The sequence below is a fragment of the Vibrio sp. RC586 genome, assembly GCF_000176715.1.
Taxonomy (GTDB): Bacteria; Pseudomonadota; Gammaproteobacteria; order Enterobacterales; family Vibrionaceae; genus Vibrio.
The window spans coordinates 57,146-82,703 of record NZ_ADBD01000007.1; the positions used below are offsets into that span (position 1 = coordinate 57,146).

17 protein-coding genes are annotated in these 25,558 nt (G+C 44.5%); 6 read left to right on the forward strand and 11 right to left on the reverse strand.

The window, feature by feature from the left end:
- Positions 1 to 38 precede the first annotated feature (38 nt).
- From VOA_RS13690 to VOA_RS13660, 7 genes are all read right to left on the reverse strand, one after another.
- Positions 39 to 4,880 (reverse strand): NAD-glutamate dehydrogenase, encoded by a 4,842-nt coding sequence (locus tag VOA_RS13690; protein ID WP_000126918.1) that lies wholly within the window; start codon positions 4,878 to 4,880, stop codon positions 39 to 41.
- A gap of 188 nt (positions 4,881 to 5,068) precedes the next feature.
- Positions 5,069 to 5,287 carry a DUF2835 domain-containing protein gene (locus VOA_RS13685; protein WP_001110335.1) on the reverse strand — a complete coding sequence of 73 codons (219 nt, stop codon included), beginning with the start codon at positions 5,285 to 5,287 and terminating at the stop codon, positions 5,069 to 5,071.
- Between the two features lie 49 nt (positions 5,288 to 5,336).
- Positions 5,337 to 7,943: an aminopeptidase N gene (pepN, locus tag VOA_RS13680; protein WP_000951493.1), complete on the reverse strand. Its 2,607-nt coding sequence runs from the start codon at positions 7,941 to 7,943 to the stop codon at positions 5,337 to 5,339.
- Positions 7,944 to 8,123: 180 nt separating this feature from the next.
- On the reverse strand, positions 8,124 to 8,795 hold the full coding sequence (locus VOA_RS13675; protein WP_000871804.1) for a hypothetical protein: 672 nt from the start codon (positions 8,793 to 8,795) through the stop codon (positions 8,124 to 8,126).
- A gap of 152 nt (positions 8,796 to 8,947) precedes the next feature.
- The gene (gene prc, locus VOA_RS13670) at positions 8,948 to 10,945 is read right to left on the reverse strand and encodes a carboxy terminal-processing peptidase (protein WP_000650146.1); all 1,998 of its coding nucleotides are present in this window, start codon (positions 10,943 to 10,945) and stop codon (positions 8,948 to 8,950) included.
- A gap of 17 nt (positions 10,946 to 10,962) precedes the next feature.
- A complete protein-coding gene (proQ, locus tag VOA_RS13665; RefSeq protein ID WP_000432041.1) occupies positions 10,963 to 11,589 on the reverse strand; it encodes an RNA chaperone ProQ in 627 nt (208 codons plus the stop codon).
- Between the two features lie 99 nt (positions 11,590 to 11,688).
- Positions 11,689 to 12,162 (reverse strand): GAF domain-containing protein, encoded by a 474-nt coding sequence (locus VOA_RS13660; RefSeq protein WP_001047601.1) that lies wholly within the window; start codon positions 12,160 to 12,162, stop codon positions 11,689 to 11,691.
- A gap of 613 nt (positions 12,163 to 12,775) precedes the next feature.
- Here VOA_RS13660 and VOA_RS13655 point away from each other — a divergent pair.
- From VOA_RS13655 to rsmF, 3 genes are all read left to right on the forward strand, one after another.
- Positions 12,776 to 14,023 carry a paraquat-inducible protein A gene (locus tag VOA_RS13655; RefSeq protein WP_000211153.1) on the forward strand — a complete coding sequence of 416 codons (1,248 nt, stop codon included), beginning with the start codon at positions 12,776 to 12,778 and terminating at the stop codon, positions 14,021 to 14,023.
- Between the two features lie 9 nt (positions 14,024 to 14,032).
- Positions 14,033 to 16,672 (forward strand): PqiB family protein, encoded by a 2,640-nt coding sequence (locus VOA_RS13650; protein ID WP_000076854.1) that lies wholly within the window; start codon positions 14,033 to 14,035, stop codon positions 16,670 to 16,672.
- 120 nt (positions 16,673 to 16,792) lie between these two features.
- Complete coding sequence (rsmF, locus tag VOA_RS13645; protein ID WP_000553482.1) at positions 16,793 to 18,214, forward strand: 16S rRNA (cytosine(1407)-C(5))-methyltransferase RsmF; 1,422 nt, start codon at positions 16,793 to 16,795, stop codon at positions 18,212 to 18,214.
- Between the two features lie 174 nt (positions 18,215 to 18,388).
- Here rsmF and VOA_RS13640 read toward each other — a convergent pair whose 3' ends face one another.
- Positions 18,389 to 19,222 carry a CvfB family protein gene (locus VOA_RS13640; protein WP_000608147.1) on the reverse strand — a complete coding sequence of 278 codons (834 nt, stop codon included), beginning with the start codon at positions 19,220 to 19,222 and terminating at the stop codon, positions 18,389 to 18,391.
- 101 nt (positions 19,223 to 19,323) lie between these two features.
- Between VOA_RS13640 and VOA_RS13635 the strand changes: the two genes are divergently transcribed.
- Positions 19,324 to 20,673 carry a hypothetical protein gene (locus VOA_RS13635; protein WP_000633704.1) on the forward strand — a complete coding sequence of 450 codons (1,350 nt, stop codon included), beginning with the start codon at positions 19,324 to 19,326 and terminating at the stop codon, positions 20,671 to 20,673.
- Here VOA_RS13635 and VOA_RS0117385 read toward each other — a convergent pair.
- Positions 20,657 to 21,142 (reverse strand): DUF4442 domain-containing protein, encoded by a 486-nt coding sequence (locus tag VOA_RS0117385; RefSeq protein ID WP_000950855.1) that lies wholly within the window; start codon positions 21,140 to 21,142, stop codon positions 20,657 to 20,659. The two genes, VOA_RS13635 and VOA_RS0117385, sit on opposite strands and share 17 nt — an antisense overlap.
- 275 nt (positions 21,143 to 21,417) lie before the next feature.
- Here VOA_RS0117385 and VOA_RS13630 point away from each other — a divergent pair, with 275 nt between their 5' ends.
- Positions 21,418 to 22,479, forward strand: coding sequence for a 3-deoxy-7-phosphoheptulonate synthase (locus VOA_RS13630; protein ID WP_001128797.1), 1,062 nt, complete (start codon positions 21,418 to 21,420; stop codon positions 22,477 to 22,479).
- A 10-nt stretch (positions 22,480 to 22,489) separates the two neighbouring features.
- A complete protein-coding gene (locus tag VOA_RS13625; protein WP_001138889.1) occupies positions 22,490 to 22,972 on the forward strand; it encodes a YajQ family cyclic di-GMP-binding protein in 483 nt (160 codons plus the stop codon).
- Positions 22,973 to 23,076: 104 nt separating this feature from the next.
- On the opposite strand, the gene cobB is transcribed toward VOA_RS13625, so the two are convergent.
- Positions 23,077 to 23,853, reverse strand: a complete 777-nt coding sequence (cobB, locus tag VOA_RS13620; protein ID WP_000056954.1) for a Sir2 family NAD+-dependent deacetylase — start codon at positions 23,851 to 23,853, stop codon at positions 23,077 to 23,079.
- Positions 23,854 to 24,033: 180 nt separating this feature from the next.
- Positions 24,034 to 25,254, reverse strand: a complete 1,221-nt coding sequence (locus VOA_RS13615) for an ammonium transporter (RefSeq protein WP_001285373.1) — start codon at positions 25,252 to 25,254, stop codon at positions 24,034 to 24,036.
- Positions 25,255 to 25,558: the final 304 nt, after the last annotated feature.

Sequence of the window (25,558 nt, forward strand, 5' to 3'; positions counted from 1 at the left end):
GGCGTAATTATTGACGCATTCGTCAGTCAATTCAATGCTTATTCTACAGTTAGGCAATTTAAGTTGAGCAAAGTCAACTCTCGTAGTGCGACTGAGAACTTAGCAAATTCGTGGACGTTACCGACTTTGAATTCGTTAAGAATGTTCTCCCAACGAGTAATCGAGGCTTTATTTCGATCCAACCAAGTATCAAGGGCCTGCTCAATTTCGAGTGGATTACCATTGAGGTTCCCAACAATCACTTGTGCCGTTAACTGGCGTTGCTGCCAATCAAGATCTTCACGGAATGAAGCACGAGCTAATGCTTGCCAATGATTATCAACAGCCTGTTGGTTAATTTGTTTTAAGAACCAGTGCAGCGACAAACGATCTCCCAAATTGAAATAGAGCTTCGCGGTTTGAGTAACAGCGGTACTCTTCTCTTTAGCAACACTAGAAATGTCTAGGGCTGAATAAAGGCTAGATAAGCGAGCAACGTAATGCGCGAGTTCTTTCTCTATACCTTTTTCGATCCAGCTTTCTGCCATGAGTTGATGCTCTGCAATCTCCTCTTTGACCAAAACATGATCAAGCTGTTCTGTAATTGCTTTCACATCTTCTTGATAACGCTCAACCATGCTGACAACACTAGGTTTACCTGTTCGATTACGCAGTAACCAACGAGTTAGGCGACGCAGAGTGCGGCGAACAAGAAACATTACATCGTACTGTGCGCTAGTTTGAGCAATGTTGTCCAATTGGCGTACTTTTTCTAATACGGTACCTAGGCCATAAATCTCGCGTGCAGCCACATAAGCATTGGCAATATCAACAACGCTAGAACCTGTTTCCTCTTGTAGTCGCGTTGCAAAGTTACAACCCATTTCGTTAACCATTTGATTTGCTAGGGCTGTTGCTATAATTTCAACTCGCAGCGGATGATTAGCCATTTGCTTTTCATAGTGACCACGTAACGCAGATGGGAAGTAATTGACTAACTGTTTAGCATTAAATTCATCTTGCGCAATTTCTTCTGTGGCAAGCTCTTCTTTCAACGCCATTTTCCCATAGGCCGTGAGTACAGCGAGCTCTGGACGAGTTAGCCCCATACCTTGTCTTTCACGCTCAAGCAGTGTTTCGTCATCCGGAATATATTCCAATGCACGATCCAGATAACCGGCTTTTTCCATGTGATGGATAAAGCGGATTTGCTCCTTCATCAGTGAAACGCCCTGCGCTTCCGTTACAGAAATCGATTCAGATTGGCCATAAGCATCATCAATCACAATGCCACCGACTTCATCTTTCATCGATTCAAGGATCTGGTTACGCTGCTTCATGGTTAAATCACCATTTGCCACTAAGCCATTAAGGAAAATCTTAATGTTAACTTCGTTATCTGAGCAATCCACGCCACCTACGTTATCAACAAAGTCGGTGTTGACTCGGCCGCCTCTGAGCGCAAATTCAATACGCCCACGCTGGGTCATACCTAAGTTGCCACCTTCACCGATAATCTTGGCATTCAGCTCACGTCCATCAACACGTAAACCATCGTTTGCACGATCTCCCACATCAGTATGGGTTTCGATTGACGATTTCACGTAGGTACCGATACCGCCATTCCAGAGGAGATCAACTTCCATCTTTAGGATCATCTTGATCAGCTCGTTTGGAGCCAAAGATGCCTTCTTGGTGTTGAGCATTTTCTGCATTTCAGGTGTTAGCGTGATGGCTTTTGCCTTCCGTGAAAAGACGCCGCCACCTTTGGAAATGAGCTTAGGATTGTAATCTTCCCAACTGGAGCGAGGTAGATTGAACAAACGGTTACGCTCTTCCCAACTACTGGCTGAATCTGGCGTTGGGTCAATGAAAATATGGATATGGTTAAAGGCCGCTAGTAGACGAATGTGTTTCGACAACAGCATACCATTACCAAAAACGTCCCCCGCCATATCGCCGATACCGATTGCGGTAAAGTCGGTCGTTTGGCAATCAATGCCAATCTCACGGAAATGACGTTTCACTGATTCCCAGCCGCCTTTGGCGGTAATCCCCATGGCTTTGTGGTCATAACCATTAGAGCCACCTGAGGCAAATGCATCACCCAACCAGAATTGGTATTCCGCAGACACTGAATTTGCCAAGTCTGAGAAAGTTGCAGTACCCTTGTCGGCGGCAACCACTAAATATGGGTCATCTTCATCGTGGCGAATGACGTTCTTCGGTGGTACAACCTGCCCTTCAAGGATGTTATCTGTTACGTCTAACAGAGCGCGGATAAAGCGTTTGTAGCAGCGTTGGCCTTCAGCGAATATCTCATCTCGTGTGGTATACAGATTTTGCTTTTTACAAACAAAGCCACCTTTTGCACCAACAGGCACGATGACCGTATTCTTCACTTGTTGTGCTTTGACCAAGCCTAAAATTTCAGTACGGAAATCTTCTTGGCGATCAGACCAGCGCAAGCCACCACGAGCAACTTTACCACCGCGCAAATGCACACCTTCGATATCTGGCGCATAAACGAAGATTTCAAAAGCCGGTACAGGAGCTGGAATCTCTGGGATTTCACTTGGTTTCATTTTGAGTGATAGCCAAGGTTTCGGCTGTTTGTTTTCATCCAATTGGTAATAGTTGGTACGTAAAGTCGCATTGATCATTTCCATGTAGCGGCGGATGATCCGGTCATCATCAAGGCTTTCCACTTGATCTAACTGCTCGGTGAGTAATTTGATCAGTTCGGCTTGGCCTTTTTCACGACCTTTGTGTTTAGGATCAAAGCGATGTACGAATAGATCGACCAGTCCTTTGGCAAGATCAGGATGGTGACTGAGTGTATCTTCAATATAGTGTTGGCTAAACGGGAAACCCACTTGGCGCATATAACGCGCGTAAGCGCGCAGGATAGATACTTCGCGTCCGGAAAGCGATGCACCTAAAATCAAACGGTTAAAACCATCACTCTCTAACTCACCGGCCCAAATCGCAGCAAAAGCTTGTTGGAATCGGTCACGAGCTTCACGCAGATCAACTTGCTTATCGCTCTTATGTAGCATAGAGAAATCAAGGATCCAGTACACTTGGCCATTGGCTTTCACTACTTCATAAGGCGATTCACCAATCACTCGTAAGCCGAGGTTTTCTAGCATCGGCATAACATCAGATAGATGGATGGGTTCATCTTTGTGGTAAAGCTTCAGGCGTACGGCTTTGGAATCTTTCGCAGTTTCTTGTAAGCGGTAGAAGAGCATACCCAGTTTATTATGCTCATCCAAAGATTCGAGATGCTCAATATCCGCGAGTGCAGAGCCCGGCATTACATCTTCCTTATAAGAACGTGGGAAAGCGCGTTGATATTCTTTTGATAGCGGCAATCCTCGGCTTTCGCCAAAATTTGCAATAATGGCTTCAGCAAGACGATCGTCCCACGTTGTTGAGGCTTCCATTAAGTTCTGCTCTATTTTTTTCACATCGACATCAATATTGTTGTTATCAACCCGCACAATATAGTGGGTACGAGCTAAGGAGCTCTCGGAGAAAAATGTAGTAAATTCAACTTCTTGATTGCTTGAGAAGTAGTCTTTAAAGATACGTTGACTTTGACGGCGTAGCTCAGTGTTGTGACGCTCTTTGGCGACATAAACCATACAGCTAAAGAAGCGACCAAACGGATCTTTTCGAATGAACAGACGGAGTAGATCGCGATCTTGCATCTGTACTACACCCATTCCTACCTCAAGCAGCTCTTCTTCACGTGCTTGTAAAAGTTCATCACGCGGGTAGTTTTCCAGAATGTTGTGTAATGCTTTGTAAGCATATGAACCTTGCCGATAGCCACTTGCAGCTAGAATACGGCCGACTTTCTCACGGATCAGTGGGATGCTTTCCACACTTTGGTTATATACCGCCGAGGTATATAACCCAGTAAAGCGATGTTCACCAATCACTTTGCCTTTCGCATCAAACTTTTTAATCCCAATATAGTCGGTATATGCAGGTCGGTGGATTCTGCTCTGCTTGTTGCCTTTGGTAAGGATCAGTAGAAATGGTTTTTTCGCCTCTAACCTTGCTGAGTCTGGGAATTGTGAGAGTTTTACACTACGAACCCGTTCATTGTCTGAAAATAAGCCGAAACCTGTTTCTTTGGTTGGCATGAGTTCGGTATCACCATGGTGATCAACTAAATCAAACTCTTTGTACCCCATAAAGGTGAAGTTATGGTTTCCCAACCAACGCAGGAATTGAATGGTTTCTTGAATGCGCTCCGCTTCAATAGGAATGTGTTTTTGCTCTGTTTCTAGCTGATGAATCACTTGCTCAAGCTTAGTGACCATTGGCTTCCAATCTTTCACAACCAATGCTGTATCTTGCAGAATATCCAAGAGTTCGTTTTTCAGCGCGGTCATCTCTTCCTTGCTACTGAGGCGATCTACCTCGATATGGAACATGGATGTGAGTTGCCCTTCACCTTGGTTGATGCTTTTCACTGAACCATCATCATGTCGTGCAATATGAGCTGGGCCATTGAGCATGAGGTGTGATGCCAATCCAAGGCGACTTAATGCCATTTTGATCGAGTCAACCAGGAATGGACTATCTGGCAGAACGATTTCAACAATGGTATGAGTCGATTGCCAACCTTGACGACTGACGGTTGGGTTAAACACTCGAACAGAACGTTCATCAACTTTTTTTTCATTGATGTGGTGCCATAAGCTGAGCACGGCACCATAGAGATCCGATTCGTTACGTTCGAGTAGGTCATCTTGCGAAATATTGCTGAACAGGTGTTGTCCAAGTTGAGTCACTAAGGGTTGTTGAGCAAGCTCTAGTTTGTCTTGAATCAGTTGATACACTTTTTCAAGCAAAACCGGCATCAAAGTTTCACGCGCAGTCATGGTCGACTCCAGAATTTGATTCTTATTTTTGTAGGGGGTGTGCTGTAAGCATAGCGCTTACTGTTGATAATGCAGGGAGTATTGTAAGAGTTTTATTGATAAATGGTTAATTGTTTTGGGGCAATACTGCGGTGAATGTGTGAGAATGTGACTAAAGTTCCTAATTAAACAACTGCAAAATAATCCTTTTACAGAACTTCCAACTTAACGAAACGATTATTTTGGTCAGTTGTTAAGCGAAATCGACCTTTTACTCCAATATGGCTTAGAAATGGCCGCAAACGAGTCGCCGGCAGTTGCAGCTTCAAACCCTGTTCGGTTGTCACTATAACGTTACTCGCTGCACCAGAGTAATGCGCTAGAAAGGTTTGATAGGAGATATTGAGAGAAAAAAAATAGTAATTCATGCGTATATCAGGTGGCACATTAGTGCCACCTAGTTTGCCTTTCGTTGAGTTAGTCTTCGAGTGCCTTACTCACTTTCTCAAATAGATCGCGAGCGAGATTTTCCATACCTTTCAATTGCTCCAACTCTTGTTTGATCAGCTCTTGACGTTGTTCATCGTAGAGTCGGAACTTGAGGAGAGGATCGATCAAGCGAGAAGCAACTTGCGGGTTACTGCTGTTGAGTTCACGCAAAATTTGCCCAGCGAAACGATAGCCCTCACCTGTTTTCGCGTGGAAATTAACTGGGTTGGCATTCAAAAATGCCCCAATCAAGCTGCGAGTACGGTTCGGGTTTTTTAAACTAAATGCGTCATGCTGCATCGCTTGTTGGATCACATCCAACACTTGTGGTGATGGGTTTGAGCCTTGCAGTGTGAACCACTTATCCATCACCAAACCATCGTGTTTCCACTTGTTACTGTAATCTTGCATCAAGGCTTCACGGCACGCTAATTGAGCTTGGTTAGCCGCCGTCATTGCCGCAATAGTGTCGGTCATGTTGTTGGCTTGCGCATACTGTTTTTGCACCAACTGGTTACCTTTCTCAGTATATGCAAGATAGCCTAAACAAACATTGCGCAGAGTGCGTTGACCGATCGCCGCATGCTCAATGGAATAAGCGTCTTGTTTTAGTGTGTGATACGTTGCGCTGAATTCATCTTCAAGTTCGCTAGCCAAAATGGTTTTGATTGACTGCAGTACTTGGGCAATGGCATCAACATCAACGCGCTTATACCAGCCAGACACTTCATTATGGCTTGGTAAAGAAAGCATTTCTGCAACAAACTCAGCTTCTAAACTGTCGCTAAGTAACACGCCGCGGAAAGCATCTACCACTGGTTCAGCAAGTTCAACGGGCTGACCTTGCTGAATCCGTTTAACGTTAGTACGAATATATTTGGCAAGTAACATCTGCCCTGCATCCCAGCGTGCAAATTTGTTACGAGCCTGAACCATCAAGAAGATCAGTTCTTCATCGCTGTAGGCGTATTCCAATTTAACGGGTGCAGAAAACTCACGCAGTAATGAAGGAATTGGCTGTTGTGCTACCTGTTCAAAGCAAAAAGTTTGCTTAGCTTGTTTTACATCTAGAATGTTAGACATCACCTTTCCGTTACACTGTAGCGGAATGACATCACCATTTGGTGCATAAAGCTCAATATCAAATGGAATATGCAGTGGCTGTTTCTCTTTCTGCTCGTGAGTTGGCTCTGTATTTTGCTCGATCGTCAGTTCATAGCTTTGTGTTGTCGCATCATAAATACTACTCACTTTAAGAGTTGGAGTGCCAGATTGACTGTACCAAAGACGGAACTGTTGTAGGTCGATACCGGATGCATCTTCCATCGCTGCTACGAAATCTTCGCATGTTGCTGCTGTACCATCATGGCGCTCAAAATAGAGCTTCATACCGCGTTGAAAATTACCTTCGCCCAGCAATGTATGCATCATACGAATCACTTCACTACCCTTTTCATAGACGGTCAGCGTATAGAAGTTATTCATTTCAATCACTTTATCTGGACGAATAGGATGCGACATTGGGCTCGCGTCTTCAGCAAATTGTGGACCACGAATAATGCGCACGTTACCAATTCGATTTACGGCACGTGAACCGAGATCTGATGAGAATTCTTGATCACGGAATACGGTTAAACCTTCTTTTAGACTCAATTGGAACCAATCGCGACAGGTTACACGATTTCCTGTCCAGTTATGGAAGTATTCATGGCCAATCACAGCTTCAATGCCAAGATAATCGGTATCGGTTGCTGTTTTCTCATTAGCCAGTACAAATTTTGAGTTGAAAATGTTTAAACCTTTGTTTTCCATCGCACCCATATTGAAGAAATCAACCGCGACAATCATATAGATGTCGAGATCATACTCAAGACCAAAGCGTTGTTCATCCCAACGCATAGAGTTGATCAATGAGGTCATTGCATGGCCAGCGCGATTCAAATTACCTTTATCAACAAAAATTTCTAATGCCACTTGGCGGCCTGACTGAGTAACGTACTGATCACGTAGTACATCAAAATCCCCAGCGACAAGCGCAAATAAATAAGCGGGTTTGGGGTGTGGATCTTGCCATTTCACCCAGTGACGGCCAGCGTCTAGCTCACCCTGTGCAATTTTGTTCCCATTACTCAACAGATACGGATTCTGTGCTTTATCCGCAATAACGGTTGTAGTGTATCGAGCCAGTATATCAGGGCGATCCAAATAGTATGTAATGCGGCGGAAGCCTTCAGCTTCACATTGTGTGCAAAAAGCACCACCTGACTTATACAATCCTTCTAACGCAGTATTCGCTTGCGGATTAATTTGAGTGACAACGGTAAGAGTAAATTCGCTCGGTACACCACGGAGCTCAAGGCTTGCTTCCGTTACGTTATAGTCTTGCCAGTCTTGGCCATTTACCTTAAGTGCTTTTAGCTCTAGTGCTTCGCCATCTAAGATTAGTGTATTGCTTTCTTGCTGCTGTTTTACTTGAGAAACCGCCGTAACCGTAGTGGCCTCATCGAAGAGATCAAACACTAGATCAATATCGGTAATGGTATGTGAAGGCGATTGATAATCGAGGCGGTATTTGGCTTGAGGAGTGTGAGCCATTGTCGTAATCCTTTTTGACTTTATGTTCTGTGATGACAACGCAGATGCGTTAAGTGATTTGAGATTAAAAGTTTTGTTATTGAGCCAAGATCTTAGGCCGCAGAATGCGAATAACAAGCCCTAGAGACAAAAAAGCAGGGAGTTTATCTGTAAACTCCCTGCGACTTTTACGGTAGTCCTCTATTGAACACGGTTCATAACAACTGTCATGCTGTCATCAATCTCTAATGTCAGTTGATCTTCATCGAGAACGTATCGAGTATCGTGCTCACCTTCTGCATACAGTAAAACTAATCGATTTCCTTCGGTGTAATAAACCCCACGGTGTGTCGCTTCATGACCATTCGGGTTAACGATATGGAATAAAAAAACAAAATCAGGTTGTAATGTTAATTGAATTAAACTGTTATCAAAATCCTCACCTTGAGGATTATTTATTTTATCGCTACTCCAATTTCCAGCCAGAGTATTGGGTAAGCCCTTAGTAAAGGTCACACCATTTAGTGTTAATTGGTGATGATTATTCTCGTATTGATAGGTTTGTGGGTCTGAACTATCCAAACCTAAAATCATGGTCTTGTCATCAGCTGAATAGTCACCATTCCAGTGGTCAACACTGTAATCCTTCTTCTGTATGTCAATTGAGAAATGATAATCCGATGCCAAACTCAACTTGATCACTCTGAAATTTTCACTGGACTGTTCTGGATTCGGGTTTAATAAATACCAGTCCCCAAGTAACAAAGGCTGATCAAATTGAGTTAAGTCGGCACGCTCACCTTTGCTAGCACTCAGTACTGGTGATGATGCAGTAAAAAGTAAACTCATCACGAATGTGAACATCCATTTCATAGCTCTTCTCCTCACTTTTTTGTAAGCGTAGGCAGAGAGATGATGAAATGCGAAATTATTTGAATTGGATCACATTAATTTTAATGGTTAAAAAAGTGTAAAAAAACGGACCAAAGGGTCCGTTTATCAAATATTCAAGAAAAATTAATGAATTACTGCGCTATCATGTCAAGCATGATGTTCACAGATTCATCTAAATACGCATCAGGCGCTTCATAATCTTTCGGTACATCCTGCAAATTAGCGAAGGTCGATTTACCCAAAGCTTTTTGACGCAGGTTGATTCGAGCTAGACGTTCTTCATCTGCTTTTGCGCTTTCATCTTTGCGGATTTTTTCATTCAAAGACAGCAAATTGTCATCTTTTTCTGCGCGATATTTTGCAATATCTTGCTCGATAAACCCAAACTCCAAATCATTTGCTACCCGCTTTTGGTGTTTTGCATCAAGGCTTGCGATGATGGATTTGAAATTATTCAAACGCTCGTATTTCGCTTTATCAATACTATCCCATGGCAGTGCATTGTCTTCTACACTTTCACCAGTTTCTGAGGGATCCACCGCTGTTGGGTAAGTGATATCCGGAATCACACCTTTATTTTGGGTGCTACCACCATCGATTCTGTAGAATTTCTGAATCGTGTATTGCACATAGCCTAGCTCTTTATCAAATAAATCATAAATATGATTAAGAGAGCGGTGTTGCTGCACAGTACCTTTACCAAAGGAGTTTTCACCTAGAATAATCGCACGCCCATAATCTTGCATTGCGGCAGCAAAAATTTCGGATGCAGATGCACTGTAACGGTTGACCAAAACCGTCATTGGTCCGTTGTAGCTAATGTTTCCATCGGTATCCGAATTAACATTAACTCGCCCGTAACTGTCACGAACTTGTACCACTGGGCCACTTGTGATGAATAGACCAGAAAGCGCAGTTGCTTCTGTTAATGCACCGCCACCATTGTTACGTAAGTCAACAATGACCCCATCGACTTTTTTCGCTTTCAGCTCAGTGAGTAATTTATCTGTGTCTTGAGCTAAGCCAACATAAAAACTCGGCACTTCGAGTACACCGATTTTTTTGCCTGCTTTTTCAATGACTTCTGCTTTTACTGCACGATCTTCTAAACGAATTTTATCGCGAACAATTGTGACAACGTGACTTTTAGCATCTTTACCTTCAGGCAAAACTAACAGTTTTACCTTGCTGCCTTTTGGGCCTTTAATCAGTTGTACAACGTCATCGAGTCGCCAACCAATTACATCGACCATTTCTTCGCCTTGTTGGCCAACACCAATAATACGATCCCCCTCACCTATCTGTTTACTCAGTGCCGCAGGGCCACCAGCCACGAGTGACCGGATAATGGTGTAATCATCGGTCATCTGTAAAACGGCACCAATTCCTTCTAAAGAAAGATTCATCTCCGATTGGAATTGTTCTGCATTACGCGGCGATAAATAACTGGTATGGGGGTCAACTTCACGCGCAAAGGCGTTCATATAGGTTTGAAAGACGTCTTCACTCTTAGTTTGAGTGAGCCGTTTCATGGCATTGTTGTAGCGTTTTTCAAGTGTTTCTTTGATTTCTGGCCACTCTTTACCAGCCAGTTTCAAATTTAGCGCATCATACTTTACTCGTTGACGCCATAACTCATTGACTTCATTAAGATCTTTTGGCCAAGGCGATTTTGAACGATCTAACTCTATCGATTCGTCTTTATCGAACGTCATCTCTTTATCTAGCAATGAGATAGCATATTCAAAGCGCTCGAAACGCTTTTCCATCGATAAGTTATATAGATCATATGCAATCTGATTATTGCCTGCTTTTAATTGATCATCTAACTGCAAAGACCAGTCTTTGAATGAATCAATATCGGCTTGAGTGAAAATGTTGCGGCTGTAATCAAGCATCTCAAGATAGCGTTCAAACATCGCTTGAGAAAACTGATCATCCAGATTGAATTGTTTGTAGTGAGAACGGGTAAAACGCGAAGTGACACGTTTCGCTGCCGTCTCGTGTTGAGCTTCTGGGGTAAGAAGAGGTAAGTCTTCTGGTTTGAGTTTGGCTTCTAAAGCCTGAACTGAAGAGGCTGCTAGCCAGAGGCTAGCAGCAATCAGAGATAGTTTTGAACGGCATTTCATGCGAAGGAGTATCTCCCTTATGCGCGCAAGTGCTCCGCTTTCACAACCATTTGTAGGCCGTTGGCAAGTTGAACACGCACATCTTCCTTACTGATTTCAACGATGGTTGCAGCCATGTTGCCTTTACCCATATTCACATTCACCTGCTTGCCGACATTGAGCTCTTCGGCAGTTAATGTGCGCGTTTCTACGGGCTTTTTCTCTACTTTCTGTGCGTTTTGAGGACGACGAGTTTGCTGTGGCTTTTTGGCCTTTGGTTTACTCGCTTTTGCTTCTTCACGCACTTTTTTTGCTTGTTCTTTACGACGAGCTTCTACACGAGCTTTGCTTTCAGCCAGTGCCGTTTGTGCGTGTTCTACATGTTGCTCTTCTAGTTCACCACAAGGGTTACCATCAAGGTCAACACGAGTTGCGCCAGGTTTTACACCGTGTAAATAACGCCAAGAAGAGGTGTATTGTCTTAACGCGGCACGAAGCTGAGTTTTGCTTACTTTTGGGTCGTCATTCAAGCGATCAGCAAGATCCTGAAAAATACCAATTTTCAGAGGCTTTGCTTCACCTTCTAAAGTAAAGCAGTTAGGGAAACATTCAGCAATGTACGCGATCACTTCTTTGCTGTTTTTTAACTTTTCAGTGTTTTCCATGAGGATTCCTGGTTATTGCGGCTGCCCGCCAAACATTGAGTGTAAATATGTGCGGTATTATAAAGACCTGCAAAGGAAAAACCACAGGCAAAGGGCAAATTATGCCTTATTAGCCTGTGAATTGAGCAGCTTTTCTACTTCTTTCATCAAATAGGTCAGACCTTGTTCATCAATTTCATTGAAACGGCCTATGTTTGGGCTGTCAATGTCTAACACTCCGATAATTTTTCCGTTAATCGAGAATGGGATAACGATTTCAGAGTTACTGGCTGCATCGCATGCGATGTGTCCTTCAAATTGATGGACATCATACACGCGTTGAACACGGTTTTCGTCAGCAGCCGTCCCACAAACACCCTTACCTACCGGAATGCGAACACATGCAGGCTTGCCTTGAAAAGGGCCTAAGACCAATTCATCCTGCTGCATCAAGTAAAAACCGACCCAGTTGAGATCGGTAAGCTCCATATTCAGCAAAGCGCTAAGATTAGCCAGATTCGCGATGAGGTTGCTTTCGCCCTCTAATAAAGCAACGGCTTGTTTGGTTAAACGCTGGTACTGCTCTAAATTCATAGTAACTTCCATTTGAAAAATAAAGACTTCTTTTTTGAATGACGTACCCTATAGTCATAAAAACAGGATACACATTCATTGCTATGACGTATTCCCAAGACACTATTATCTGCTCTCAACTGATAACTCAAGTAAAAAATCCCCAAAACAGGCGTGACTCACTAGACCGTGAATATTGAAGCACTGGCCGGTGTAGTCCCCTCTAATGCCCATCTATATATATGCCGTAAGAGGATTGAGATTCGATATACGCTTATTGATCCATAAAGTGGCGTAATTCTCTTTAATGGGTAAGACTCTGATGATATAAGCCCTAGTGTGGTTCATGACAATAGCTGTTGTTTTACAATGACCTATACTGTTTAATGACATTTTGCGGCATAATCTTGTGCTTAGTTGCCATTGGCCGCACAGAGCAATCGTGCGGATGATTGAACAATCACTTTAAATATGTGATTTTGAGATAAAGCAACTTCGACATTCAATACTATTGGAAGATGGATATGTTAGTCGTTCAGGCAAGAACAATGAGCATTGCGATCAAGAAGGTCTTTACCAAACCCTATAACACCCGCTTGAGTGACATTGTCACCAGTTTCGGTAAATTTTGCCTATGACAACACCTTCAGCAGAACTCCACGAGCACGCAACACAGCCGAGCCACATACGTTTGTGCCCAGGTTGCGAATTACCGATCGATATTTTGTCTGTCGCTCAAGGGCATTCTGCGTATTGCCCTCGTTGTGACACTCAACTTTATCGTGGGGGCACTCCTTCTTTATCTGGTAACTTAGCGCTTGCCGTTACTTGCCTGCTACTGTTTATCCCCTCTCATTTTTTCAGTTACATCAATATTCGCTTATTTGGGATGATGATCCCTGCCAACTTACCTCAAGGGGTTATCGCTCTTTGGGAAGAAGGCTTTTGGCCACTCGCGCTGTTAGTTCTGTTTTGTAGCTCGATTGCACCATTGATGTTGTGCTTGAGTGTGGTTAGTGCTCATTGGGCTTTGCATTTTCGTCACTTTCGAACGTTACGCCATTCACTGCAACTGATACATCATCTTAAAGCGTGGGTAATGTTGGATGTTTTTTTAGTTAGTGTTGCAGTCTCTTGTTTTAAGCTCAAAGATTATTCTGATATCTATGTTGGCCCAGGCTTGTTGGGGTTAGTATTGCTACAACTCTTCACTGTGCTCTTACTCAGTCGGATCAGTACACGCCGCTATTGGGAGACTTGGCAGAAGGAAGCGGATTACGATTTACCTTTAAAGCAAGTGCACTGCCATAACTGCCATCTTTCTCAGCCAGAAAGCGATCGTTGTGTGCGCTGCCAGCATAAGCTTTTTCACCGAAAGCCTAATTCTATCGAACGTACATGGGCTTATGTATTAGCCGCAACCGTGGCAATATTTCCGGCGAATCTAATCCCGATCTCCATTTTGATCACCAATGGGCAACGTTTGGAGGATACGATTTTCTCTGGAGTGGCCTCATTAGTGAAAAGTGGTATGTGGGGTATTGCCATCATTATTTTTGTGGCCAGTATTGTGGTACCCGTGATTAAGATCGTAGGCCTTGGCTATTTGTTACTGGCAATAAAATTTAAGCATGAAGTGCATCAACGCCAGCGAATGATGATTTATCGTGGCATTAAATGGATTGGTAAATGGTCTGTGATGGATCTCTTTGTTATCTCCATCATGCTCACTTTGGTCGACCGAGGACAGATCCTCGATTTTACCCCCGGCTATGGGGCTGTGGCTTTTGGTATGGTTGTGGTTCTCACTATGTTGGCAGCGGAAAGTTTAGATCCTCGCCTACTCTGGGATGAGCCCAATGTTACCCGTACTCAACAATAGGTTGTTTGAATGAGTCAAGAAAATACAACACAAAACTCGTACACACCGGATATTCGCAAAAATCGGGGAATTTCTCCGTTGTGGATTTTGCCGATTGTGACCATGATTTTAGCTGGTTGGTTAGTGTTTAAAGCGGTGCATGATGCTGGAGTGCGGATTCAAATTCACTTTGATAATGCGCAAGGATTGATTGCCGGTCGAACCACAATTCGCTATCAAGGCTTAGAAGTCGGCATGGTGCGCGACATTAAGTTATCCGAAGACCTTAACAGTATTTATGTTGAGGCCGATATTTATCCTGAGGCTACCAAACTACTCTCCACTCAAACTCGGTTCTGGATGGTGAAACCGACTGCAAGTTTGTCGGGAGTGTCAGGGTTAGATGCTCTGGTTTCCGGCAACTATATCGCTATTCAGCCAGGAGCTCTCCATCAGGAGGACTATCCAACCAAATACCAAGCCTTAGAATCAGCCCCTTCTGATTTATTAGCACAACGGGGGCTCACTATCTCTTTGAAAGCTCGAGATCTGGGTGGCATTTCTGTTGGCTCACAAATTGTCTACAAAAAGATCCCAATTGGCGAAGTGTTCAACTATCAATTGGATGAGGATGCTCAATCAGTGATCATTCAAGCCTCAATTAAAGAGGAATATAGACACATTATTAATACAGAAAGTCGTTTCTGGAATGTGAGCGGTGTGGGCGCTAGTATCGGTTTTGAAGGTGTCGACGTTCGCTTAGAAAGCCTAAGCGCATTAATTGGAGGATCCATTGCTGTTGACTCCCCAGATGAAGGCAAGCCAGTTGAACAAAATGCCCAATTTCGCTTGTACCGAGATTTAAAAACCGCAGGGCGCGGGATTGCTGTATCAATCACACTACCAGATGACAACAACATCTCCGCTGCGGGCGCTCCAATCATGTATCGCGGTATTGAAATTGGCCAGATTACCGATTTACAACTGAGTGATGATCGCAAAGCCATCACGGCCTCTGCCGCCATTCAGCCTGCATTTAGTGACATGCTCAATAGTGGCAGCCAATTTGTATTGGAAGAAGCCCAAGTATCATTAGCAGGTGTAGAAAACCTAGCAAACTTTGTTAAAGGGAATTACCTGACGCTGATCCCCGGTGAAGGTGAACGCACGCGTAATTTTCATGCGGTACGCAAAAACGAGTTTAAATACGCTCGTTCGAACAGTATTAGCTTTAACTTAGTGGCGGATAACTCATTTGGTTTGGAAGCGGGAACCCCGATTTTGTATCGTGGGGTTGCCGTGGGTAGCGTAACCGCCGTGAATCTCAAACTCGATTATGTTGAGTTCAATGTTCTGATTGACGAACAGTATGGCTCGCTGATCCGCTCGCAAAACCGCTTTTATGTCACGGGCAGCGCTTCAGCAGAACTCACGGAGTCAGGCTTTTCTGTTTCCATTCCACCAGCTAAACAACTCTTACTTGGCTCAATCAGCTTTGCCAGTGAGGGCAGCAGTACACCTCTTGAGCAATATCGCCTCTACTCGAATCAATCGTTAGCAGAGTTGGCGAAATATAATCAGTCGGGCTCGCGTTCGTTAACCCTGTTTGCCAATGAGTTGCCCTCGATCAATGCTGGCTCCCCTATTCTTTATCGCAATTTAAAAGTCGGCAGCATTTCAGGTTTTACACTAACACCGAAAGGCGTGCAGATTGCAGCCACCATCGAAAAACAATATCAGCATTTATTAACGCCAGATACCGTGTTTTGGAATCGTTCTGGTGTCGAAATAAAGGCGTCAATGGACGGGGTCGATGTCAAAGCTGCACCACTGCAGACACTAATTCGTGGTGGGATTGCGTTTGATAATTTACCCGGTATCGAAAACAAAGTGGGATCGATGTGGAAACTGTATAACGACTATGATCATGCCCGTCGTTATGGCGAGAAAATCACCCTGACAGCCTTGGGTACACTGGGAATCAAAGTGGGCACACCAGTACAATACCAAGGCGTACAAATTGGTGAGGTGTTTGAAATCACTCCCGATTTTGAGTCTGATTTTGTGAAACTTTCTGCGCGTATTGAGCCGCAATATGCCCCTAAAATTGCCAAGAAAAATTCACAATTTTGGCTCTCACAAGCCAAAATTGGCTTAAGTGGGATTGAGAATGTACAAAACCTTTTAGGTCACAGTATCGAAGTACAACCAGGAACAGGCGAGAGTCGCTTTGAGTTTGAATTACATAAAGAAGCACGTCATGGTGGCGCAGGGAAAACCTATACATTGCAGAGTGAAAAACGCGGCTCTGTAAGCGTAGGAACACCGGTTCTCTACCGTGATATCGAAGTCGGTAAAGTGATTGATGTGCGTTTGGGAGAGTTCGCGGATCGAGTGATTACCACGATACGCATAGCACCTCAGTACACTTATCTGCTTCGTCAAAATAGTGTGTTTTGGAACGTGTCAGGGCTCGATATGTCCATCGGGCTTACCGGTGCCAACGTTAAAGCGGGTACTTTTGACAGCATGTTGCGAGGTGGCATCACCTTCGCAACGCCAGAGCAAAAACAGCTCCCCGCTGCCGCCCCTGAGGGTCATACCTTTTATCTCTACCCTCAAGCTCAGGAAGAATGGAATAAGTGGCGTACACCGATTCCCAAGCCATAATTGAACATCGATCATGACGAAAAGCAGCCTAAGGCTGCTTTTCTACTTTTGAGGCTAACCTTTATGTCATGCGGCTATCTGGTTATAATCGCCGACCTTATTCATCAACGGAACCTGTCTGTGCATCCGAACATTTCTCTTCCCGAAGAATTTATTGCTTCGATGGCGAAAATACTGCCTGATTCAACATCGCTTGCCGATTTCATCGCTGCTTGCCAAAGGCCATTACGAAAAAGCATTCGAGTGAATACGCTCAAAATTTCTGTCGCGGAATTTTGCCAACGCGCAGCTGAGAAAAATTGGCAGTTATCGCCTGTACCTTGGTGTGAGAATGGTTTTTGGATAGAAGCAGATGAGAGCCAAGTTCCTCTTGGTAATACTGCCGAACATATGGCAGGACTTTTCTATATCCAAGAAGCCAGTTCGATGATGCCTGTCTCCGCATTATTCATGGGAGATGCAGAGTATGATTGCGTATTAGATATGGCAGCCGCTCCAGGCTCTAAAACCACACAAATGGCAGCCTTGATGGAAAACCAAGGTGTGTTGGTGGCAAACGAATTTTCCGCGAGCCGAGTCAAAGTGCTCCACGCCAATATTGAACGCTGTGGAATTCGCAACACCGCGCTCACCAATTTTGATGGCTGTGTATTTGGAGGCTGGCTTCCAGAGCGTTTTGATGCGGTGTTGATCGACGCGCCCTGCTCTGGTGAAGGAACGATCCGTAAAGATCCCGATGCGATGAAGAATTGGAGCATGGATGCTATTAATAGTATCGCATCCACTCAGAAAGCGTTGATTGAAAGCGCGTTTCAAGCTTTGAAAGTTGGCGGAACCCTCGTCTATTCGACTTGCACACTGAGCCGTGAAGAAAATCAGGAAGTATGCTGGCACTTAAAGCAGACTTATGGGGATGCAGTGAGTTTTGAATCACTGGGTAATTTGTTTGAGCACGCTTCAATTGCGTTGACCGACGAAGGCTTTCTGCACATTTTCCCGCAAATGTACGATTGTGAAGGCTTTTTTGTGGCCAAAATCCGTAAATTGGCTTCAGTGCCCGTTCCAGAAGTGAATAAACGTCTGGGGAAATTTCCTTTTAACAAAGCAAGTCAAAAGCAGCAGTCAGAAATTGCTCAGCAACTTAATAAGTCTCTTGGCGTAGAGCTTCCATCGGACTCACAAGTTTGGCTGCGTGATAATGATGTGTGGTTATTCCCCCAAGCATTAGAGCCATTGTTGGGTGAGCTGCGTTTTTCTCGCATGGGGATAAAAATTGCTGAAGCACATAAATCAGGATACCGCTGGCAGCATCAAGTGGCAACCTGCTTGGCCGCTGAAAGTATCAATCACAGTGTGGATTTGGATACTGCACAAGCACGAGAATGGTTCATGGGTAGAGATGTCAGACCAGAGGGTAAAAGTGGTCAAGGTGAGGTGATCGTCCGTTACGCTAACAATGTGATTGGGTTAGGGAAATGGGTAGGTAACCGAGTGAAGAATGGACTGCCAAGAGAGCTAGTTAGAGATAAAAATCTATTTTGAGTAGCTAAACTATAGTATGAAATTCTAAAAGCCTGTCGCTAATTTCAGTATCTGTACTATTCTTAGGGTTAAGCAACTTCCTACATTTTCCATTAGCGCAGGCTCTTTGGAGCCATTCCCCTAGGCCCTAAAACCTTACGTTTTGGGCCTCTTTTTTTTGGGGAAATTTCAGGATTAAGCTAAGCGAATTCCGTCATTTTCTATCACGATTTTGCCTTGCTTATATAGGCCACCGATGGTTTTTTTGAACGTTCCTTTGCTCGTGCGGAAGGTAGCGAAAATCGCTTCTGGAGTTGATTTATCGCTCAGAGGCAAGAAACCACCTTTCTTTTCTAAGGTTTCTAAGATCTTAGTGCTTAATTCATCCATTTTTTCTACCCCCACTTTTTGCAGTGAGAGATCGATTTTGCCATCTTCACGAACGCTCTTGATGTAGCCTTTAAGCTTCTTACCGATGAACAGTTTGCCAAACACGTCTGAGGAAAAAATCATTCCCCAGTGAGTACCATTAACAATCGCTTTAAAACCAAGATCAGAACGTTCGGCAATCAGTAGATCGACTTGTTGGTTTAGCGTGTATTTGGCGGGCGTCTTATCCAATAATTTGTTGAACTTGGTTGTTCCTACAATTCGACCAGAAGCCTTATCGGTGTAGACATAAACCAAAACAGTTTGGCCTGCAACAAAACGAGCACGCTGTTCACTGTATGGGATCAAAAGATCTTTATCCTTGATTCCCCAGCTAGCAAATGCACCAGTGCTGTTAACCCCTTCGATTTTCATTAAGCCCCACTCGCCCACTTGAGCGATTGGCGTTTCAGTCGTGGCTGCGAGTTGGTTCTCTGAATCGAAATAGAGGAAAACGTCGATAAACTGCCCGATTTCAGTACCTTCTGGCACAAAACGCTTAGGCAGCAAGGTCGTACCGTATTCACCCGCATCCAAAAAAACACCAAATTCGGCGAATTTCACCACTTCTAAACTATTAATTTGACCAATGTTAATCATATAAAACTGTCTCACAGCAAATTTGCAGAGATTATACGTTATCTCTGTTATGCTTTCTCGCATTCGAGCAATAAATCCGGCAATTTTTACAGGAGTTTTCGTTGATCACCGTAGAGCAGCAAGATGCGGCAACCTTGACGATTGTCAGTCAGATGACGGGCAGTAAGAAGCTCGATCTTAACTTTTACCTTTTTATTCCCGGTGAATTGGACATTTCACCCGAAGTGATCTCTGAGTCTGAGTTTTTTTACAGCTCTATTCACCAACAGCGGGCTTATCACAGTGATCAGATCCTCTTGCCGTTGGTTCACAGCCGCCTCGCTCAACGTGGACATCTTTCTTCTACGCAATACCGGGTAAGTTTGAGTTTGTTTGCTTATCAGTATGTGATTGCTTTGGACAAAGCGGTTTCGCAACTCAATAACACCAGTGATACAGTTACCACCGAAGAAGTGGATAGCGTCATTGAGTTATCATTGGATATTCTGCGCCGTTTGCGTCGTAGCATTCCTTATGAAGAGCAGCTTAAGCGCTATTATGCCAACATTGATAACTACCTCTCTTGGTATACCGAGCAGAGTTTCTTATCCATGATTGCGCACATGACGCGTGATAATGAATACAAGACGAATAAAGAGCGTTTGATAACCTTGGTGGAGAAAGAGCAAGCACATCGAGCTCTCAATCAGTACAACTCCGATAAAGCCAACCAAGACATCACTCGCCTGAGTAATAAAATGCGCCTACTTCGTCGTTTGATTGAGCATCCCGTTATCCTAAATGAAAAGATCTCTTCTCTGGGGAATAACACCAAACGGGCGGTAAAGGGCTTAGCCACAGGCTTGGTGATGGTCGCAGTGACTATAACGGCTATTTCAGCGCGCGATTACTGGGGGGAGATTACCGCCTCGTTCATCATTGCGATGTCTTTTATCTATGCCCTACGGGAAATTTTTAAAGATGATCTACGTGACATGATGTGGCGTTGGATCCGCAAAGGTCGGCCTAAGTGGCGTCGTCACTATTTCGACCCTACTACAGGTAAACAAGTCGGCGATAAAGAAGAGTGGCTGGATTACAAAAAGTTGAGTGATTTACCCGATCGCATTCAAGCCATTCGTAAAAAGCGGATTGTGCAGCGTGAAGAGCAGATCCTGCATTATCGCTCTCATACTGAAATGTCGACGTCTCGCTTTATGAGTGGCTATGAGGAAACGCGCGAAACCTTGATGATCGATCTGCGTTCGATCATGCGTCAGATGGACAAAGGTTCGAATCACATTTACCAACTCAATAATGGACAAGTGAGCCGTGAATCAGTGGAAAAACGCCATTTACTGAACCTGATCGTGAAAGAAAACCACCATAAAGGCGAACCAACTTACTATCGTTGGAAAATCGTGCTTAACCGAAGCCGAATTGTGGATATTGAATCTATCCCTCAGACTTAGTGACTTTCAGCGAAAGGGTTAACCAAAACTCAGCCATAGGCTCATCGCCATGCAGACTTGGGCAGGTCGCAATAATATGCACCTCTTGGTTAACCCGCTCGCCTGTGCGAGTCGTTTCATCCAGCATCTGGTCAATCTTCTCGCCCTCAACACAATGAAAATGCACCGCTGCTTCTGGGCGTTTATGGAATTCGCCCCTCACCGCTTTGAAAGCTAATGACACCTTGCTGCCTCTTTGTTTGGCTTTATGCATCGCCATATAGCCGCCAGCCACATCAGCACCGATGGCCAACACACCAAAATACATACTATTGAGATGGTTCTTGTTGCGTCTTTTCAGAGGAATGCGTACTTCTACGGCGTGATCATTAAGTGTGAGTATTTTTGGGCGACATGCCCAAATCAAAGGTACTTTGAAAAAACCGAAGAGATTGAGATAGAGGTTAGCTCTAGCTAAAGGTGACAGCATAAAAACTCCGCAACAGTAAGTTGTCCGACCACTTCAATTGATTGCTGAATAAATGTCAAACAATTGTTAAGAAAACACCAAGCGGCAACACTTTCTGAATCGGAAAGTGTGATGAAGTTAATCCTGCGTGACTCGTGTGTGCTGAAAGTTTCGCCAAACAACCTTTCATCAAGTCAATTTACACCCATTTCCCAATCTGTTTACTGTGCAGTGGTTTATTCTCGTTGACAAATTCGTTATCTTTAGCGCTTCGCAACAAAAGGACAGGCGCTCCTATGCCACTGAAAACCGATGAATTAAGAACCCAAGCATTGGGACCTATGCCTACTCCGGCAGAACTTAGTCACGCACACCCCATTACTGATGAAGTCGCGCTAAGGATTGCGCAGTCTCGTCGTCAAATCGAAAATATTCTCACTGGTGCTGATGATCGCCTTTTAGTGATTGTTGGACCTTGTTCGGTACACGATACCGATGCTGCGCTAGATTACGGCCGCCGCCTTGCAGCATTGCAAGAAAATTACAAAGATGAACTCTTTGTCGTAATGCGTACCTATTTCGAAAAACCACGCACGGTTGTGGGTTGGAAAGGTTTAATTACGGATCCAAATCTCGATGGCTCCTACGCCTTAGAAACGGGCTTAAACAAAGCACGTCAACTGCTGCTCGACATTAACAAGCTAGGCTTGGCAACGGCGACGGAATTTCTCGATATGATTACCGGTCAATACATCGCTGACCTAATCACTTGGGGCGCTATTGGTGCGCGCACTACTGAGTCGCAAATTCACCGTGAGATGGCTTCTGCACTCTCCTGCCCTGTTGGATTCAAAAACGGTACTAACGGCAATGTGAAAATTGCGATTGACGCGATTCGTGCAGCGAAAGCATCACACTACTTCTATTCACCAGATAAGAATGGCCGGATGACGGTTTACCGCACCAGTGGTAACCCATTTGGTCACATCATTCTTCGTGGTGGTGATACAGGGCCTAACTTTGATGCCGCTTCGATTGATGAAGCTTGTCAGCAATTGGCGCAATTCAACCTTCCAGAACGTTTGGTGGTGGATTTCAGCCACGCTAACTGCCAAAAGCAGCACCGTAAACAAGTAGATGTAGCGCGCGATATTTGCCAACAGATCGAAGCTGGAAGCCACAAAATTGCTGGCATCATGGCAGAAAGCTTTATTGTAGAAGGCAACCAGCCAATGCACGACCTCAATAACCTGACATACGGACTGTCGATCACCGACCCTTGCCTAGGATGGGATGATACTGCCGTCATGCTTGACATGTTGGCACAATCCATCAAAGTCCGTCGCTCTCGTAATTAAGGAAATACCCATGCCTTCTTTTGATATTGTTTCAGAAATTGATGCTGTAGAACTGCGTAACGCAGTAGAAAACTCAACTCGTGAATTGGCTACTCGATTCGATTTTCGTAACGTTGATGCCCGTTTTGAGCTGAAAGAAGAGACAGTTAAACTGTCTGCTGAAGATGATTTTCAGCTTGGTCAGATGATGGACATTTTGCGCGGAAACCTCGCCAAGCGCGGTGTTGATGCTCGTGCCATGAATGCCAAAGACTCTGTTCATATCGGTAAGCACTGGCACAAAGATGCAGAATTCAAGCAAGGTCTGGAAGCTCTGCTCGCGAAGAAGATCGTTAAATTGATCAAAGATGCCAAAATCAAAGTTCAAGCTTCTATCCAAGGCGACAAAGTTCGCGTGACGGGTAAAAAGCGGGATGATTTGCAAGAAGTGATGGCGATGTTGCGTGAAGCGAATCTTGAACAGCCACTGCAATACAACAACTTCCGAGATTAATCATTTCGTTGGATAGACTCCTTGAGTGGGTATGCCCCGCACTAGAGGATGCAGTATCACAAAAACGCCCCGATTATCGGGGCGTTTTTTTATCCGCTTATTAACTAAGCGTGTTTGTATTGTTTACCTGCTGAGCTATTCGCGGCTGAACTATGCACCGCGCGTTTTTGTGCAGCCAGAATTTCTTCTACTAACCTTGGAACTTCAATACTGGCTTTACCGTAGCGTTTCTCTGCAAACTCACTTTCGACTGCGCTTGGTTCCAAGTTAATTTCTATCGTGTGTGCTCCATGCATACGTGCGTCATGCACAAAACCGGCCGCGGGATAAACAACCCCTGACGTACCGATAGAGACAAACAGATCCGCTTGTTCAAGCGCGGCATAAATATCCCCCATGCGCAGCGGCATTTCACCAAACCAAACAATGTGTGGGCGCATTTGTGCAGGCATTTGGCAGCAGTGGCAAAAATCGCCGTTACGGATATCCTCTTTTTGCTCCACTGTTTGATTGGATTCAGGACAGCGTGCTTTCAGCAACTCACCATGCATATGAATAATGTTCTGGCTGCCGCCACGTTCATGCAGGTTATCAATGTTCTGGGTAATCACAGTGACACTACCCTGCAATTCTCTTTCCAGTTTACCGAGGGCAAGATGTGCCGGATTCGGCTCAATCGCATCAGAGAGCAATTTACGGCGGCGTTGGTTATAAAACTCCAGCACCATATCTGGATCGCGCTGAAACCCTTCTGGTGTCGCCACATCTTCAATACGATGATTTTCCCACAGCCCGTCCTGAGCGCGGAAAGTTTGAATACCAGACTCAGCAGAGATCCCTGCTCCGGTCAGTATCACTATATTTCGATACGGTAAGCTCATACCCCATTCCTTTTCTCGGCTTTTGTTTAAGCTTAACACCGAAGCGTTATCAACCCTAGAAAACGGGGATTAGACCATAGTAGTAACAAGGCTATTGATTAGAAGAACGAGGGAGCGGTTGAAGAATGAGTCAGAGAGGAATTGAGGGCTTCCCCACTGAGAAGCCCATGAAAATCTGTATTACTCTTCGCTGGTTGCGGAGATTTTGTGAATCGCTAAGTCGGCACCATTAAATTCATCTTCTTGTGATAAACGTAGGCCCATCACTTTGTGCAGTACACCATACACAATCAAAGCTCCGCACAATGCAATCGCAATTCCCATTAAAGTGCCGATCATTTGAGTACCAAGGCTCACACCACCTAGACCTCCCAAGGCTGTTTGGCCAAAAATTCCGGCTGCAATGCCACCCCATGCGCCACACACACCATGTAATGGCCATACACCGAGTACATCATCAATTTTGGTTTTATTCTGTAAGGCAGTAAATAGCCAGACAAACACCACACCCGCTACCACACCAGTGACTAAGGCCCCCAGTGGATGCATTAAGTCAGAACCAGCACACACCGCAACCAAGCCCGCTAAGGGACCGTTATGGATAAAACCTGGGTCATTTTTTCCAGCGACTAACGCCGCTAGAATACCGCCCGTCATCGCCATTAAAGAGTTCATGGCCACCAATCCACTGATGCCATTCAAGGTTTGCGCTGACATCACGTTAAAGCCAAACCAACCGACACTTAGAATCCATGCACCAAGCGCTAAAAAGGGAATGTTAGAGGGAGCAAAGTTAGTGTGTTTGCCTGCGCGCACGCGCCCACGACGCATTCCTAAGAAAGCAACGGCAACCAGTGCAATCCAGCCACCGACGGCGTGAACAACGACGGAACCAGCAAAGTCGTGAAATGGCGCGCCTAAATTGGCGGCAAACCAGTCTTGTACGCCAAAGTTGCTATTCCAAATGATCCCTTCAAAGAAAGGGTAAACCAGCCCAACCGTAAAAAATGTAGCGAAAAGGATCGGATAAAATCGCGCGCGTTCAGCAATACCACCGGAAACAATGGCAGGAATGGCGGCAGCAAAAGTAAGGAGGAAAAAGAATTTCACCAAGTCATAACCATTGCCTTGCGACAAGGTTGCAGCATCAGTAAAGAAATGATGCCCATAAGCAATCCAATAGCCAATAAAGAAATAGGCAATCGTGGAAACCCCAAAATCAGCCAAGATTTTCACCAGCGCGTTAACCTGATTTTTCTTCCGAACCGTACCTACTTCAAGGAAAGCAAAACCTGCATGCATCAAGAACACCATGATGGCTCCGAGCAGCAAAAATAAAGTGTCCGAACTTTGGGTTAGGGTTTGAACGGCTCCTTGCACCTGACTTACGCTATCGCTCATTGTTGTGATACTCCATCGTCTGTTATGCACTTATCCTGTGCTTTGTTGTTATTTTCACCAAGTTGGTGAGAAAAGAAGATTCAAGCTCGACAGAGCAAAAGCTGTTCCAGCTTTTCGATTAGAAAATACGTTTTGAAATAGATGGGTAATGTATTGATAAATTGAGGTATTTGTTTGTAAAGCGAGAGAGGTACAACCGTGGGGAGTTACAGTTTGCAATAACTCTGCACCAAATTGGTGTAACAGCACCAAAACAACGCGCACAAAAATCAAGCAAGGAAGCCGGTAGAAACAAAAAAATACC